Source organism: Defluviimonas sp. SAOS-178_SWC (assembly GCF_039830135.1).
GTDB lineage: Bacteria > Pseudomonadota > Alphaproteobacteria > Rhodobacterales > Rhodobacteraceae > Albidovulum.
In genome coordinates this window covers 2379898-2394543 of the sequence record NZ_CP156081.1, presented here as the reverse complement: position 1 = coordinate 2394543, position 14646 = coordinate 2379898, and the positions used below count along the sequence as shown (strand labels likewise).

Annotated in this window: 13 protein-coding genes; 5 read left to right on the top strand and 8 right to left on the bottom strand. The window is 59.5% G+C overall.

Annotated elements, in window-relative coordinates:
* Positions 1-34: 34 nt before the first annotated feature.
* The 3 genes from tnpB to V5734_RS12530 form a co-directional block, all read right to left on the bottom strand.
* The gene (gene tnpB / locus V5734_RS12540; protein ID WP_347309982.1) at positions 35-388 is read right to left on the bottom strand and encodes an IS66 family insertion sequence element accessory protein TnpB; all 354 of its coding nucleotides are present in this window, start codon (positions 386-388) and stop codon (positions 35-37) included.
* Positions 385-759 (bottom strand): transposase, encoded by a 375-nt coding sequence (locus V5734_RS12535; protein WP_347309981.1) that lies wholly within the window; start codon positions 757-759, stop codon positions 385-387. The genes tnpB and V5734_RS12535 overlap by 4 nt, the downstream gene beginning before the upstream one ends.
* A 127-nt stretch (positions 760-886) precedes the next feature.
* On the bottom strand, positions 887-1690 hold the full coding sequence (locus tag V5734_RS12530; RefSeq protein ID WP_347309980.1) for an exodeoxyribonuclease III: 804 nt from the start codon (positions 1688-1690) through the stop codon (positions 887-889).
* A gap of 151 nt (positions 1691-1841) precedes the next feature.
* On the opposite strand from V5734_RS12530, the gene V5734_RS12525 reads away from it, so the two are divergent.
* Complete coding sequence (locus tag V5734_RS12525; RefSeq protein ID WP_347309979.1) at positions 1842-2672, top strand: SDR family NAD(P)-dependent oxidoreductase; 831 nt, start codon at positions 1842-1844, stop codon at positions 2670-2672.
* Positions 2673-2716: 44 nt separating this feature from the next.
* Positions 2717-4069: an MmgE/PrpD family protein gene (locus V5734_RS12520; protein ID WP_347309978.1), complete on the top strand. Its 1353-nt coding sequence runs from the start codon at positions 2717-2719 to the stop codon at positions 4067-4069.
* Between the two features lie 112 nt (positions 4070-4181).
* Here the strand turns inward: V5734_RS12520 and V5734_RS12515 are convergent, their stop codons facing one another.
* The 5 genes from V5734_RS12515 to V5734_RS12495 form a co-directional block, all read right to left on the bottom strand.
* Positions 4182-5627, bottom strand: a complete 1446-nt coding sequence (locus V5734_RS12515; protein WP_347309977.1) for a sulfatase-like hydrolase/transferase — start codon at positions 5625-5627, stop codon at positions 4182-4184.
* A gap of 285 nt (positions 5628-5912) precedes the next feature.
* The gene (locus V5734_RS12510; protein ID WP_347313630.1) at positions 5913-6830 is read right to left on the bottom strand and encodes a 3-keto-5-aminohexanoate cleavage protein; all 918 of its coding nucleotides are present in this window, start codon (positions 6828-6830) and stop codon (positions 5913-5915) included.
* Between the two features lie 61 nt (positions 6831-6891).
* Positions 6892-7578, bottom strand: a complete 687-nt coding sequence (locus V5734_RS12505; RefSeq protein WP_347309976.1) for an EthD family reductase — start codon at positions 7576-7578, stop codon at positions 6892-6894.
* Between the two features lie 82 nt (positions 7579-7660).
* On the bottom strand, positions 7661-8476 hold the full coding sequence (locus V5734_RS12500; protein WP_347309975.1) for an enoyl-CoA hydratase-related protein: 816 nt from the start codon (positions 8474-8476) through the stop codon (positions 7661-7663).
* Positions 8477-8607: 131 nt separating this feature from the next.
* Positions 8608-9795: an aromatic ring-hydroxylating oxygenase subunit alpha gene (locus V5734_RS12495; protein ID WP_347309974.1), complete on the bottom strand. Its 1188-nt coding sequence runs from the start codon at positions 9793-9795 to the stop codon at positions 8608-8610.
* A gap of 198 nt (positions 9796-9993) precedes the next feature.
* Here V5734_RS12495 and V5734_RS12490 point away from each other — a divergent pair, with 198 nt between their 5' ends.
* From V5734_RS12490 to V5734_RS12480, 3 genes are all read left to right on the top strand, one after another.
* On the top strand, positions 9994-10983 hold the full coding sequence (locus V5734_RS12490) for a 3-hydroxyacyl-CoA dehydrogenase NAD-binding domain-containing protein (protein ID WP_347309973.1): 990 nt from the start codon (positions 9994-9996) through the stop codon (positions 10981-10983).
* Positions 10984-11363: 380 nt separating this feature from the next.
* Positions 11364-12527, top strand: coding sequence for an acyl-CoA dehydrogenase family protein (locus V5734_RS12485; protein ID WP_347309972.1), 1164 nt, complete (start codon positions 11364-11366; stop codon positions 12525-12527).
* Positions 12528-12532: 5 nt separating this feature from the next.
* Complete coding sequence (locus tag V5734_RS12480) at positions 12533-14593, top strand: acetate--CoA ligase family protein (RefSeq protein WP_347309971.1); 2061 nt, start codon at positions 12533-12535, stop codon at positions 14591-14593.
* Positions 14594-14646: the final 53 nt, after the last annotated feature.

Here is a 14646-nt window from a genome sequence, read left to right as displayed (position 1 = left end):
CGCACAAAGCAGCCCCTGAGTCATCCTGCCGCAGTCATTCCACCGCCTCGGGAGCCCGCGCCTCGATGGCCCGAACCCGACGCCAGTCGAGCCCGGAAAATAGCGCCTCGAACTGCGCGTGGTTCATCACCATCAGCCCGTCCTTCACGGCGGGCCAGGTGAACACGTGCTCCTCCAGCCGCTTGTAGGCCATCACCAGACCGGTCCCGTCCCAATACAGGAGCTTCAGCCGATCCGCCTTCCGGGCGCGGAACACAAAGACGGTCCCGGTGAACGGGTCCTTGCGCAACTCATTCTTCACCAACGCCGCCAAACTGTCGTGGCCCTTGCGGAAGTCGATCGGCTTCGTCGCCACCATGATCCGCACCCGGTTCGACGGGAAGATCACGGGCGGGCCTGCAGAGCCATGACCAGTTCCGCAACCCGGACAGCGGGCGTGGCAGCATCGAGCCGCACAGTCACCGGGCCGATCACCAGATCAAGTGATCCGATACGTGCAGGCTTGGGCGCGTCCTGATCGGCAACCGAGGGGGCCGCAAATTCCGCACCCTCGACCTCCGGCACGACCAACTTGCCCTTCCGAGCCAGCGTCCGCCATGAGGACAGATGGTTCGCCTTGACCCCATGCCGACGTGCCACCTCATTCACCGTGACACCCGGCACTAGCGTCTCGGCCACCAACCGACCCTTCGCCTCATCCGACCAGCGCCGCTTCGTCGTCGGAGCCGCCAAAAGTTCCACGAACCCAACGGCCTCCATACTGCGCTCCCGATGGACTCCCACTGATACCTCCCGTGCAAATCTACACACAACGCGCAATCGCAGCTTGCAGATTCACTGGGAAGGTGGGGTCGGGACACCGCTTACTTCCGGCCGCGGGTCGGCGCTAGATATCGAAGCTGGCGAATACCGGGGCGTGATCGGACGTGCCCTTCCAGTCCCGCGCGGTCCGGTCGACCCAGGCGGATTGCAGGCGGACAACAAGATCGGGTGACGCCCAGATATGGTCGATCCGGCGGCCCTTGTCGTTCTTGTGACCGACCGGGACTTTGGCGTTCCACCACCGATAAGACCACCAGGAATACATTGCGCCCGTAGGCTGGACCTTGCGGAGGACATCGACCCAATCGCCGGCCTCCCTGACCGCGGCCAGCATATCGCTTTCGTCGGGTGAATGGGTGACCTGGTTTTTCAGCAGGGCGTGGTCATAGACGTCATCCTGGTCGGGCGCGATGTTGAGATCGCCGACGAGGATGGCGTTTGTCGGCCTGTCGGCACGAAATCGATCACGGGCATCGGCCAGGAAGGCCTTTTTCTTGCCAAAGCCGGGGTCGTTGCTTGCATCCGGAATGCTGCCGCCAGCGGGGACGTACATGTTGTGGATGCCGATACCGTTCGCCAGACGTGCGAAGAGATAGCGTGCCTCTCCCTGGCCGGCGATATCGGCCTCGGCGGTTTCAACGATCGGCATACGGGAAAAGATCGCGACGCCGTTGACCTGTCCCTGATCGCGGATGGCGCTGTGGGGGTAGCCCAGATCCTCAAAGACGGAGAGCGGCACATCGCCTTTCGCCGCCTTGCATTTCTGAAGGCAGAGAACCTCGGGGTGTTCTTCGCGCAGTAAGCGCGCCACGACGGACAGTCGCGGCAGCAACGAATTGATGTTCCAGGAGGCGATGGTGAAAGACATTCCGCTGATCTTTCCTCTGTTGCGACGGGGGTGCCGAAAGGTCTTGCAAATCATTAATTATTCTATAGGGTCATAAAAAAGTACTTTCAAGTATTTTACATACCCCCCAGCAGAAACCCGCGTGTGACGCGAAACCAGAGGATACGGGACGATGGCAGGAAACCGACTTGGCGGAAAAGTTGCGGTCATCACGGGTGCGGGCAGCCCCATTGGGCTGGGCTTTGCCATGGCCAAGGCGACCGTGCTTGAGGGCGGCAAGGTCGCGATGCTGGACGTGAATGCCGCTTGGCTGACCGAGAGCGCCGGGCGTCTTGCCGAGATCGCGGGCAAGGACAATGTCCTGCCGATCACCGTCGATATCACCGATCCCAAGGCCGCGGCGGACGCGGTTGCCGAGACCATCGGCACGCTCGAGGGGCTCGACATCCTCGTCAACAATGCCGGCCTCTGGGAACCTGCGAGCTTTCGCGAGGTGACGATCGAGGCCTGGCAGAAGATCAGGGCGGTCAACATGGATGCGCCGTTCTACCTGTCCAAGCCTGCAGTCGAACATATGGTCGCGCAGAATTCCGGCCGCATCATCAACGTGACGACGAGCCTCGGCACGATGTGGACGGCGTCGAACACGACCTACGGCAGTTCCAAGGCGGGGCACGAGGCCATGGCCTCGGTCCTCGCGCAGGAACTGGCGGGCACCGGGATCACCTGCAACGTGCTCATCCCCGGCGGCAACACCAATACCAACATGTCGGCCAAGTACCGCGATGCCTCGGTCAGCACGGCCGACCTGATGCAATCGGATGTCATGGCCGCGCCGTATCTCTGGATCGCGTCCGAGGCGGCCGGTGACTTCAACGGGCGCCGCGTGATCGCTGCCCATTGGGATGCGGCGCTTCCGCTGGAACAGCGCCTTTTGAAAGCCAGTGCCCCGATCGCGTGGCCGCAGCTGGGTGGGTTCTCCATCGAGCCCGACAAGAAATAGCGTAGGGCCCGCATCGTATTCTCAATCAGTCAGGGTGGGGCACAATGAACCAGACGTCGATGGCGCAAGAACTCGGTGAGTTCGTCGCGAGGGTCAGCTATGATCAGCTGCCGTCCGAGGTTGTCGAATTCGCCAAGGCGCTGATCCTCAAGACGGTTGCCGGAACGCTTGCCGGATCAGCCTGCCCGAACGCGGCGAAGCTGATCGACATGATCCGTGCCCGCGCGCTGCCCGGCGAGGTCGCAGTGATCGGGACGGACCTGAGGACGTCGATCTGGGAAGGCGTCCTGCTGAACGCGTTTTCCGCCCATGCGAGCGAGCTTGAGGATGTGGCGATCCCCGAGGGCGGCTGTTCCTGGGACGTGACCATCATCCCGCTGCTGTTGACGCTCGCTGACAAACTCCACTTGTCGGGCAAGGCCCTGATCGAGGCGGCCGTGGCAGGGCTGGAGGCGCACTACCGGACCAGCCTGCCGTTCGATACGATGCGGCTGGGCCAGTCGCTTCCGCCGACCTCTGCGATGGGCTGCGCGGCCGCGGCTGCCAAGGCTTTCGGGTTGGATGCAGGGCAGACGACTGCCGCGATGGGGTTCGCGCTTTCGGCGCCCGGTATCACCGAGGCGAGCCTTGGCACGGACGCGCATTTCCTCGAATCCGCGCTGCATGCGTTGCAGGGGCTGATCGGCGCCGAGATGGCCCGCTTGGGCCTGACCAGCAACCCCGATCTCGCCGCCTATGGCGAGATGCTGTCGAAGAAGGTGACGTTGCAGGACGCCATGGCCGATCTGGGGGAAAGTTGGTTGTTCACAGGGATGTGGATCAAGAAATACCCCAACTCGATCAGCATTCATCGCCAGCTTGACGCGCTTTTCGAGATCCTCGCAGAGCATGGTCTCACCTACGACGATATCGAGACGGTCGAGATCGTGACGGGGCCCGAAGACGCGGGCTGCGACAAGCCCTACCCCGAGACAGCGGGCGACAAGCAGTTCAGTTTCCAGCACGCGATCGGCCTCGCGATGCTGAACGGGGAATTGAAGGTCAGCGACTTCCTGACCCACACGCCGCACGACCCCAAACTCGACGAGGCGCGGGGGAAGGTCATCGTGACGATCCTGCCGTCGGATGCCGGTGCCGGACCCGTTCGTTACATGAGCCGGCCCACGACGGTTATCGTCAGAACCAGGGGCGGGGGCGAATACACGAAGGAACGCATGGCGGTCATCGGTTCCTCCGAGGAGCCGATGACACGGGCGCAGTTCGATGAAGTGTTCGCGCGATATGCCAGGGATCACCTGCCGGCCGATGCCTTGAAGCAGATGCTCGGCACGATCTGGAGCCTCGACACGGTCGCAGACGTCTCCATACACCTGAAGGCGCTCGCAATCCCGGCATGACCCGCCGTGCGCGAACCCGGATGCCCCACTTGCTGGGGCCGAGGTTCGCGCCATGCGCACAGTCGGGTCGCCGCGACTTTAATGGGACGTACCCGACCTACGCCCTCTGGCCTCAGGTCTTTCCGAGGTTCATCGGTGTCACAGCCGGCAACTCGGCGTCGCTGAGGATTTTCTCGCGTCCGCCGAGTTCCTCCACGCGCCGGCGCTGATCCTCGAACGCATCGGCACTGGCCTGGTCGGGGTCGAGATGGCGGCGAAGTTCCCTGTCGCATTCGGCCGCGATATCCTCATGCCCACCTTCGGCGATGAGGTCGCAAAGCTCCTCCGGGTCCGCGGCCATGTCGAAAAGCTGTGGCGCGTAGCCGGGGTGGTACAGATATTTCCAGTTGCCCCACCGCAGCATCGTCGAGCCGGTGACCGAGCCGTAGTCATGGTAGCCCGAGATCACACTGCGCGCGTCGGCGCCGCGAACGGCCGCCGCCTCCTGAAGCGCGCGCCCGGGCCGGTTTGGATCGGGATCGAGGCCGGCAGCCTGCGTGACGGTCGGGTATATGTCCACATGCGAGCAGACCGCCCGCGAGCGGAGCCCGGCGGGAAAGTCCGGCCCCGCCACGATCAGCGGCACCCGGACCGAGCCGTCATGCATCTGCGATTTTGTCCACAGGCCGAGATCGCCCAGCATTTCGCCATGATCCGACGTGAAGATGATGAGCGTGTCCTCCTGATGCCCGGTCCGCTCAACGGCATCGAGCACCTTCCCAACGCATTCGTCCAGGAATGAGGTCAGCGCCATGTAGTAGGTTCGTTGCTCGCGAACATGCGCTTCATCCCTGAAATACTGGTTGTAGTGCAGGTTGCTTTCCAGCGCGGCGGTTGCCGGATGCGCCGTGACGCTGGGATGAATGCCGGGCGGTGCCACATAGACGGCGGGCAGGGGCACCCGATCGGGCGGGTATGCCGCCCTGAACCGCTCGGGCACGATCAGCGGATGATGTGGCGTCACGAAGGACACGAACAAGGCCCAGGGATGTTCGTCGCCATGTTCCGTCAGCCACCGCGCGGTCGTATCGGCGACGGTTTCGTCATGCAGCGTATAGTTCGAGGTGCCCCAGCCGACGCTGTCGATGAAGTCCTCGATCCCGTCCATCTTCTTGGCCTCGGGCCGCAGCATCACGAAGGGATAGCCGACACCGCCGATGATATGCGTTGGCATGATCTCTTCCGAGAACCCGTTGTCGTCTTCCTCCGATCGGAAATGCAGCTTGCCGATCGAGGTGGTGCGGTAGCCCGCCTCCCGCAGCGCGTGGTGCCAGCTCTTGAACTGGCCGTGATAAGGTTCCGCGCTGCTCCAGCACCGGGTCTGGTGCACTTCCAGCCCGGTCGCCATAGATGCGCGCGATGGCACACAGATGGGCGAGGCGCAGTAGCTGTTGGGGAAGCTGGTGCCGCGCGCCGCCAGCCGATCGAGGTTCGGGGTGTCGACATAGTGGCTGACTGAGCCAAGCGCATCCCAGCGTTGCTGATCGGAACTGATGACGATGATGTTGGGACCTGTCATTTCGAACCTTTTATCTCCTTGGTAAACGTGCGCCAGCCAACCTTATGTATTTGTCGTCCTCTGAAATGGGGCGCGAATGCCGGATCGGGAACGGAGCGACTAGCTCGTCGAGGTTTCGGTCCAGGCCGCTGTGAGACGATTCAGCCTACGGCGCTTCGCACTTTGATCGAGGGACCCGATCGGATGTCGATTGAAAGCAGGATACCGAGAGGCGCCCTGAGTTCGCCCGCCAATCTGGAAAGCAAAATGCTCACGGCCACACCTTTGTCCGCGTTGCTGCACCGACTACTTGCACGCCGGCGCGCGTTTGGTCAGTGCAAGTTTCTCGCGAACCTCGGTCGGGGTCATGATTTCGGCGCCCATCTTGTCCAATATTGTGGCGGCCTGCTCGACGAGTTGTTCGTTCGTAGCCAAAACGTCCTTTCTCAGCATCAGATTGTCTTCCAAGCCAACCCTCACATTGCCTCCTGCCAAAGCGGCCGCCGCGGCGTAAGGCATCTGATCGCGGCCCAGAGAGAATGCCGACCATGTCCAGTTTTCGGGGATGGCATGTACCATTGCCATTAGCGTAGCCAGATCATTTGGTGCGCCCCACGGGATGCCCATACAAAGCTGAACCAGCGCGGGGTTGGGCAACCGACCCTCCTTCACCAGCTGCTTGGCAAACCACAGATGCCCGGTGTCGAAGACTTCGATCTCGGCGATAACTCCGAGGGTCGTGATCTTTTCTGCCATGGAACGAAGCATGTTTGGCGTATTCATCATCACGAATTCGCCTTCGAGAAAGTTCATGGTTCCGCAGTCCAGCGTACAGATTTCCGGCAGGCACTCGACGATGTGCGCCAGACGGGCATCGGCCCCAACCATGTCGCTCGCCACTTCGTTGATGGGCAGGGGTTGATCCGGGGGGCCCATAACAACCTCGCCCCCCATTCCAGCCGTCAGGTTCAGTACAACATCCACGTCCGAGTCCCGAATGCGATCGGTCACTTCGCGGTAGAGGTGGAGGTCGCGCGCCGGAGCGCCGGTTTCCGGGTCGCGGACATGGCAGTGGACCACTGCAGCGCCGGCACGCGCGGCGGCGATCGCACTGTCGGCGATCTCTTTAGGTGAGCGCGGCACATGGGGCGAACGATCCTGCGTCGACCCTCCGCCGGTGACGGCGCACGTGATGAAGACCTTTCGGTTCATTTCAAGTGGCAAATTAAACTCCATTCATTCTGGCGTGATGTCCCCGCTGCCGTCGTCGTGGAACCTGCTGCGGTCAGGGCTGATCGAGACGCTCAAAAAGCGTCATGGCAACATTCAATCCGGATACCCCGACCGGCCATCCACCGTAATGCGCCAGATGCAGCATGATTTCCTTTAGCTCCTCTCGGGTTATGCCAAGGTTCAAGCCGCCCTCCAGATGTTCTTCAAGCTGCGGGAACCGCCCCAATGCCGTAAGAGCTGCAATCGTTATCAGCGAACGGTCGCGCACTGCCAGGTTGGGCCGCGTCCAGAGGTTTCCGAATAAATGGTCGATTGTGACGTTCATGAACTCTTCGGTGCCGGGGGCCGGGGTGAAGACCTCGCCCCAGAGCGTGCGCAGAACATCCTCGCCGCGTTCACGTGCTGAGGGCGCCATTGAGACGGGTGCGATTTGGTCAGCTTCTTCGCTGTGCATAAGCACCAGAGTGCCTTTCGGCGCGAAAGCTTCAAAATCAGCATCGGTTGCCTTCGACTCCGGGGTCTCGAGTGAGGCCTGCATGGCTTCCGACGATGCATAATGAAGCTCTGCCGACATGTACCAATCGCCGGGTTGGTCCGAAGTGATATCTGTCAGCTTATTGACCACCAGACGCCTAAGGCCCGGGATCTTCATCACCATAGGAGTGTGAACGTCGCGATAATGTGCATCGAACGCATCCCGGTCGTCTGGCTCTGGGTATAGGATCTGAATTTTCGCCATCGTGTTTGTCTCTTCAGGTGAATTGCGCGTTGCTGTCCTTAGATGATTGCAGGCCCGTGCGCACCGATAAGGCCCATTTCGACTACGCCCCTTTCCAGACAGGCGCGCGCCTTTCTGCAAAAGCGACAGAGCCTTCGGTGAAGTCGTCGGACGCGCACATTTTTTCGTAGACAGGCAGCCCGCTCTTGCCGGGTTTTGTTTTTGCCATCGCATCCTCAAGTGTCAGCATCTCGATGTGACGCAACACCTCTTTCATGGCGCGCATCGCAAGCGGTGCACCCTTGGCGACTTCCGCGGCGTAGTCGCGAACCGTGTCCAGCAAGTCCGGGGCGTTGACGATCTGATGCACAAGACCTAAGCCTTTTGCTTCCTTCGCATCCATGCGGCGACCGCTGAGCATGAGCTCGAAGGCGACGTTGTAGGGTATCCGCCGAGGTAGACGCTGGATCGCGCCGCCGTCAGGAATAAAGCCGCGCTGCATCTCAGGAAGCTGGAAATAAGTGTGGTCAGCAGCAAAGATCACATCACATGCGAGCGCGATCTCGAAACCGCCGCCGAGCGTGGCGCCATTGAGCGCAGCGATGACTGGTTTGTCGAGATCGTAAAACTCTGTGATACCACCGAAACCGCCTGGTCCGTGTCCAAGTTCGGGATCGGTATCCAGTTTTGGGTCGAAATCAGGATCGGCAACCTCCTTCAGATCCCATCCGGCGGAAAAGACCCGATCGCCAGAGCCTGTAAGAATGCCAACACGCAGGCCGGGATCGTCTTGAAGCTTCTTCAAAGCGGCATAAACGGCACGGCTGGTCTCGCGGTTTATCGCATTTACAGGCGGGCGGTTCAGAGTGATTTCCAGTACGTTTCCAAAGCGACGCGTCGTTATGATCTTATCGGCCAACATTTCTTTCCTGTCCGGATCGGTTTCTTCGCCAGGCAATGACAAGGGAGCGTCATTTTCGCACAAGCTTTGTGATGAGCGAGCGAGGCGGCGGTCACGCCCCTCCTGCAACTCACAAGATGGTCACACGCCTACAGCTTTTCCCCTGCCGCAATCACGGCGTCCTTGTATCTGGACTGGAAATGGGCCGTCGCATTTTCGTTTTGAGGCGAGGATTGCGGCGTTATGATCAGCGGTCCGGTATCAAAGCTTCGGCTCTTCATGCCGATGTGCACGGCCTCTACCACACTTGCATCCTCGACGCAGACCGTGTCGCAGTAGTTTTGGCCCATAGCGACAACTTCCTCGACGGCGTCATCGGATAGGTCAGAGGGAACATACCAGCTGTAGTAGTAGACTGATTTGTCGACTCCCAAGGGTACGATGGTCCGTAAGGATACGGCGTTGTGAAGCGGGAACACCTCAACAATTGTATTTGGGAACAGGAACCAGCTGTGCATGTCACCATGCACGTCACGATCGTCCTTGCGGGCCATGAAGTGCTTGGTAACAGGGCCGTTCAGATCGCAGGTGTAGGAATCCGTCAGGTAGAGGCGTGTAATGGATGTCGCGTGAACCGTCGGGCAGTGATAACACTCATTGTAGTTTTCAACCGAGATCTTCCAGTTGCATTCGTGTTCGACGCTGCGTTCGAACACCTTCTTCATGGACGCGATCCCGGGTCTTTGCGACAGGATGGCCTCCTCAACGCCGGGATAGGTTTCGTTGATGCTCAGCGCGTCATCGTCGAGATTGACAAAGATCATGCCGAATTTCGTTTCGGTGCGGATCTCTCGAAGGGTTATGTCGTTCTTGCAAAATCCCTCAACGTTCTCCGTTACCGGAGCGCGGTGCAGTGCTCCGTTCAGACGGTACGACCAGGCATGGTACGGGCAAACGAAGAGTTTGCGATTGCCGGACCCACTCGCCACGGCATGAGCGCGATGGCGGCATACGTTGAAGAAGGTCCGGATGGCCTCATCCTCGCCCTTGACGATGAGGAGATTCTCATCGGCAACCTTGGTCGTGAAGTAGTCCCCGGCCTTCGCCAATTGGCTGATATGGCCGACAAACTGCCAAGTCTTGTAAAAGATCTGTTCCTTGTCGAATTCGAAACAGCTTTCATCCGTGTAAAAACGGGACGAAATCGTTTGCTCGGTCACATGGGCCTCCCTTTCTTGAGCCTGACGCGCCTTTATGTGCGACTGCAGGCGGGTTCGAACTGCCTTGAAGCGGGTGTCGGGCCGGATCCGGCAAGCGTTGATCAGAGGCACGCTCACTGACTTGGAAGGCGCCCCTCCACGACCAGCGCCAATGCCACACCCGATTCTCGATTGACCCAATGGTCTTCTCATTGTACTCATGGGTCAACTTTTTTCTTCTTCGGGTTTTTGCTGCTGGTGGTCATGCTGCTCCATGCGGGAATGTCGTGCCGTCATAGTCGGCAAATTGAAACGTCAGATCAAACGGAGAGCCAGATGAAGGCACCTATAAAGCATGTGACCTGCATCGGTTGCGGGGTGATTGGCGCCGGTTGGGTCGTGCATTTCTTGCGATCCGGACTCGATGTGGTCGCATACGACCTTGATTCCGAGAAAGAAAAATACATTCGGGCCATGATCGACGAGGCGTGGCCATACGTCAGGTCTCTCGGCCTCGCAGAGGGGGCTTCTTCCGACCGCTGGCGCTTTACCACGGATCTTGGAGAAGCAGTGGCCTCAGCCAATCTCATTCAGGAAAGTGCCGTCGAGAATGAGGCGATGAAGATTGATCTTCTTCGACAGATCGGTGATCTCGCTCCGGTTGATGCGATCATCGCGTCCAGTTCATCAGGTTTCCTGGCCGCGCGGTTGCGGCACAACTGCAAGGCGGGCGATCGGTTCCTGATCGCTCACCCGTTTAATCCCCCCTACATGATACCACTCGTTGAACTGGCTGGGGCGGACGGTCTCGCGCCGGGCGTTCTTGATAGAGCAACAGAATTCTACCGCTCAACCACCATGCACCCCGTGGTCCTGAACAGAGAAATCCGCGGATACATCGGCAATCGCATTCAGGCGTCGGTATTCCGCGAGGTGTTGCATCTCATTCAGGAAGGTGTTGCAACCGCGGAAGATATAGATGCGGCCATCAAATACGGCCCCGGTCTTCGCTGGGCGCTCATGGGACCGACGGAAATCTATGGTCTGGGCAGCGGTGGCGCAAAGGGCTGGCCATTCTTTTTGCAACTGTTGATGGGTGAGCTTGAAGACGGCTATGCGACACCGGGTGACTTCAAACCCGACGAGTCGGTTCTGAAAAAGTACAGTGATGACGCCATGCGCATCTTCGACAGTGCAGCGTTTCAGGACTTGTGTGCCCGACGGGACCGAGGATTGGTACAGTTACGGAACTTGGTGGCTGAAATCGATCGTGCCAACTCAGGCGCGTCGCCACGCGTATCAGGCCAAGCCGTCTCTTCAACCTAGGTGTTATGCCCCGGCTTCTGATGGATCGGATCGTCGATGAATCCGCCCGGCTCTGACGTAAAGCTTTGGAGACGCTTTCTCCAGGCGTGAGGCTGCTGAGGATCGGTGTTAGCTGATAGAAGCCTTTGGCTGCTGCGAGAATCCTGACCGCCGACAAACAACTCGGCGTGACCCATGGGCTCAGCTGGACCAATGTGGCATGGTGGGCAAGAAAAGTACTAATAAGTATATTATTATCTTGAGGTGACGAAATATCTACCGCAGAGTATGTATCGGCGTGTGTTCGTGCAAACGAATGCTGCCAAGCCAAACCCGAGACAGGTTTCCATATGCCGAAATGTCGGCAGTAGACACCGCATCGAAGATCTGAGGAGGTCGCTGTGGATTTTGCCCTGACACAAGAGCAGGAAATGCTGGTTACAAGCGTGCGTGCGTTCGTCGAGGAGGAACTCTACCCGCACGAGGAACGCGTCGAAAAGACCGATCAGATTCCACCTGACCTGCGCGCCCAAATCAAGAAGCGCGCGATAGAGATGGGATTCTACGCCCCAAACATGCCTGCGGAAATCGGCGGTGCCGGACTCGACGCGGTGACCTTGGCATTGCTCGAGCGCGAGCTTGGGCGCGCCAATCTTGGCCTGCAATCCGTCGTCCACCGCCCCAGCAACATTCTTCAAGCCTGTGCCGGCGAACAGCGCGAGAAGTATCTGCTGCCGACGATCTCGGGAGAAAAGATTGATTGTTTTGGCTTGACCGAGCCGGAAGCAGGTTCGGACGTGCGCTCGATGAGAACAACTGCCAAGGCCGATGGTGATGATTTCGTGCTCAATGGCCGCAAACATTTCATCAGCCATGCCGACATCGCGGATTTTGCCGTTGTCTTCGCTGCGACGGGCGAAGATGAGACGCCGCGCGGCAAGAAGAAACGCATCACCTGTTTCCTTGTCGATCGTGGCACCCCCGGCTTCGAAATCCTGGAAGGCTATCACTCGGTATCGCATCGCGGCTACCACAACTGCATCCTGGAGTTCGACGAGTGCCGAGTGTGCAAGTCCCAGATTCTGGGCGAACTGGATAGGGGATTCGACGTGGCCGGGGACTGGCTCGGCCCCGAACGCCTGCGTTTGGCGACAACCAGCGTCGGCCGTGCGCAGCGCGCGATGGAACTGGCACTTGATTACGCCGCGACGCGCAAGCAGTTCGGGCAGACGATTGGCAAATTTCAGGGCATTGGATTCAAACTGGCCGATATGCAAACCCGCATCGAGGTTGCCGAACTGTTGACGCTGCGAACCGCGTGGAAGCAGGATCAGGGCATTGCCCGAGACGAGGATTTCGCCATGGCAAAGGTCTTTGCCAGCGAAATGGTCGGTTTCGTGACAGACGAAGCGCTGCAGATATTCGGAGGCATGGGTTTGATGACTGAGCTTCCGCTCGAACGGATGTGGCGGGATTCCCGCGTAGAACGCATCTATGATGGTACGAGCGAGATCCAGCGGCACATCATTTCCCGCGCGCTGCTGCGCCCAATCGAAACACGGTGAAGTCCATGGTCGACACTACCCGTCTCAAACGGTTTCTGAGGCCACGGCATATTGCCGTTATCGGTGGACGCTGGTGCGGACAGGTGGTCCGCCAGTGCAAGCTGATGGGCTACGCCGGAGAAATCTGGCCCGTCAGCACGTCACATGATGAAATGGCGGGAGTGTCGTGTTTCAAGAGCCTTGACGACCTGCCAGAGGTCCCGGATGCGGTCTTCATCGGTGTGAACCGTACCGCGACAATTGACATCGTAAGCAAGCTTAACGTCATGGGGGTTGGCGGGGCGGTATGCTTTGCTTCCGGTTACGCCGAGATCGGAGCGACGGGAAAGGCGCATCAGCAGAAGCTTGTCGAGGCCGCTGGCAACATGCCCATTCAGGGGCCCAATTGCCTTGGGTTTCTGAATTTCATGGATGGCGTTGCACTTTGGCCGGACGAACACGGGGCTGACCCGGTCGATAAGGGCGTGGCAATTCTAAGCCAAAGCGGCGCCATCGGGTTGAACGTGACGATGCAGAAACGTCATCTGCCATTGTCCTACCTGGTCTCTTTGGGCAATCAGGCGCAAACCGGTGTCGCAGAATTCATTGACGCCATGCTGGATGACGACCGGGTCACGGCAATCGGACTTCTGATTGAAGGCCTGACCGACATACCAAAATTTTCTGCTGCCGCCAGCCGCGCGCTCGCAAAGGGCGTGCCGCTGGTTGCGCTCAAAACAGGGCGCTCGGAGGCCGGGGCCAAGATCGCGGTCAGTCATACATCGACGCTCGCCGGTGACGACGAACTCTACAATGCGCTGTTTGCACGCTACGGGGTGGCGCGGGTCAATACGCTGCCCGTCTTCGTGGAAACCCTAAAATTGCTCTCGCTGTGCGGACCGCTCGCTGGCAACAAGGTCGTCTCGATGAGTGTTTCAGGAGGCGAAGCCTCGATGATTGCTGACCTGGCAGAGTCACGCGATCTGAACTTCGCAGAGTTTTCCGAGGCTGATCACAAGCGCATTTCTGCGACAACCCATGAGCTTGTGCATATCTCCAACCCGTTCGACTACCATACCTTTGACTGGGGCAATCGCGAGGCCCAGTCGCGGACATTTACCGAGGTTTTGCGCTCAGACTATGACGCACGTCTCATGTTGCTTGACTGGCCGCGCGCCGACCGTTGTTCGACGGACAGCTGGACCGCTGCTTTGGGAGCTTTTGCAGATGCCCATGAAGCTGCGCCTGGGGTGTCGATTCTCGCCTCGTCCTTGCCCGAAAACCTTCCCCCGGATGTCAGCCGTCAGGCTATCGCCCGGGGCTTGATCCCCATGTACGGATTTGACGAAACGCTTGCGGCGCTAGAGGCCGCGGCCCGTATCGGACGGTATCACCGCTTGGCTGCATCGGGTCGAGCTGCAACACCGATGAAACCGGTTCCCGTGCTGTCGCACAAGCCCTCCACTGTCCTTGACGAAGCCGCGAGCAAGCGCCGGTTGGCAAAGTTTGGGCTGAAGGTGCCAGAGGGCCGCCTCGTAGATCGGGCCAATGTGGTTTCGGCGGCTTCGGAGATTGGCTTCCCGGTCGTTCTCAAAGCGGCAGGCAGCCACATGACACACAAATCCGACGTTGGAGGTGTTGCACTTGGGTTGACGGACCCTGATGCAGTCATGGCCGCCGCCGACGGAATGGCCGATTTGTCGGATAGTTACCTTGTCGAACGCATGCAGCCGAAGCCTCTGGTCGAGCTCATCGTTGGGATAACGCGCGACCCTCAATTCGGTCTCGTGCTGGTGATCGGTGCCGGAGGCATTCTGGTCGAATTGATGCAGGACGCGTGTTCCTTGCTGTTTCCTATCATTCGCGAAGATGTAGAAGAGGCAATCGCGCGGCTGAAGGTCGTCAAACTTCTAGATGGTTATCGGGGGCAGGCAGCAGCAAACCGCGAGGCTCTGATTGATGCCGTCATGGCGGTTGCGCAGTTTGCCGACGCCAATGCCGACTCGCTGATTGAGCTCGATGTGAACCCCCTCATGGTCTTTGAGGATGACGCCGTCGCCGCGGACGCCCTGTTGCGCATGAGTTGATAGCGGCGCGGAAGGTACTGAGGTGCCCCTAGATTTGTAGACGCTTTGCCCCC

Coding starts and splice junctions, on each gene's coding strand:
- V5734_RS12535 (WP_347309981.1), bottom strand. CDS start 759: ATGGAGGCCGTTGGGTTCGTGGAACTTTTGGCGGCTCCGACGACGAAG.
- V5734_RS12530 (WP_347309980.1), bottom strand. CDS start 1,690: ATGTCTTTCACCATCGCCTCCTGGAACATCAATTCGTTGCTGCCGCGA.
- V5734_RS12525 (WP_347309979.1), top strand. CDS start 1,842: ATGGCAGGAAACCGACTTGGCGGAAAAGTTGCGGTCATCACGGGTGCG.
- V5734_RS12520 (WP_347309978.1), top strand. CDS start 2,717: ATGAACCAGACGTCGATGGCGCAAGAACTCGGTGAGTTCGTCGCGAGG.
- V5734_RS12515 (WP_347309977.1), bottom strand. CDS start 5,627: ATGACAGGTCCCAACATCATCGTCATCAGTTCCGATCAGCAACGCTGG.
- V5734_RS12505 (WP_347309976.1), bottom strand. CDS start 7,578: ATGGCGAAAATTCAGATCCTATACCCAGAGCCAGACGACCGGGATGCG.
- V5734_RS12490 (WP_347309973.1), top strand. CDS start 9,994: ATGAAGGCACCTATAAAGCATGTGACCTGCATCGGTTGCGGGGTGATT.
- V5734_RS12480 (WP_347309971.1), top strand. CDS start 12,533: ATGGTCGACACTACCCGTCTCAAACGGTTTCTGAGGCCACGGCATATT.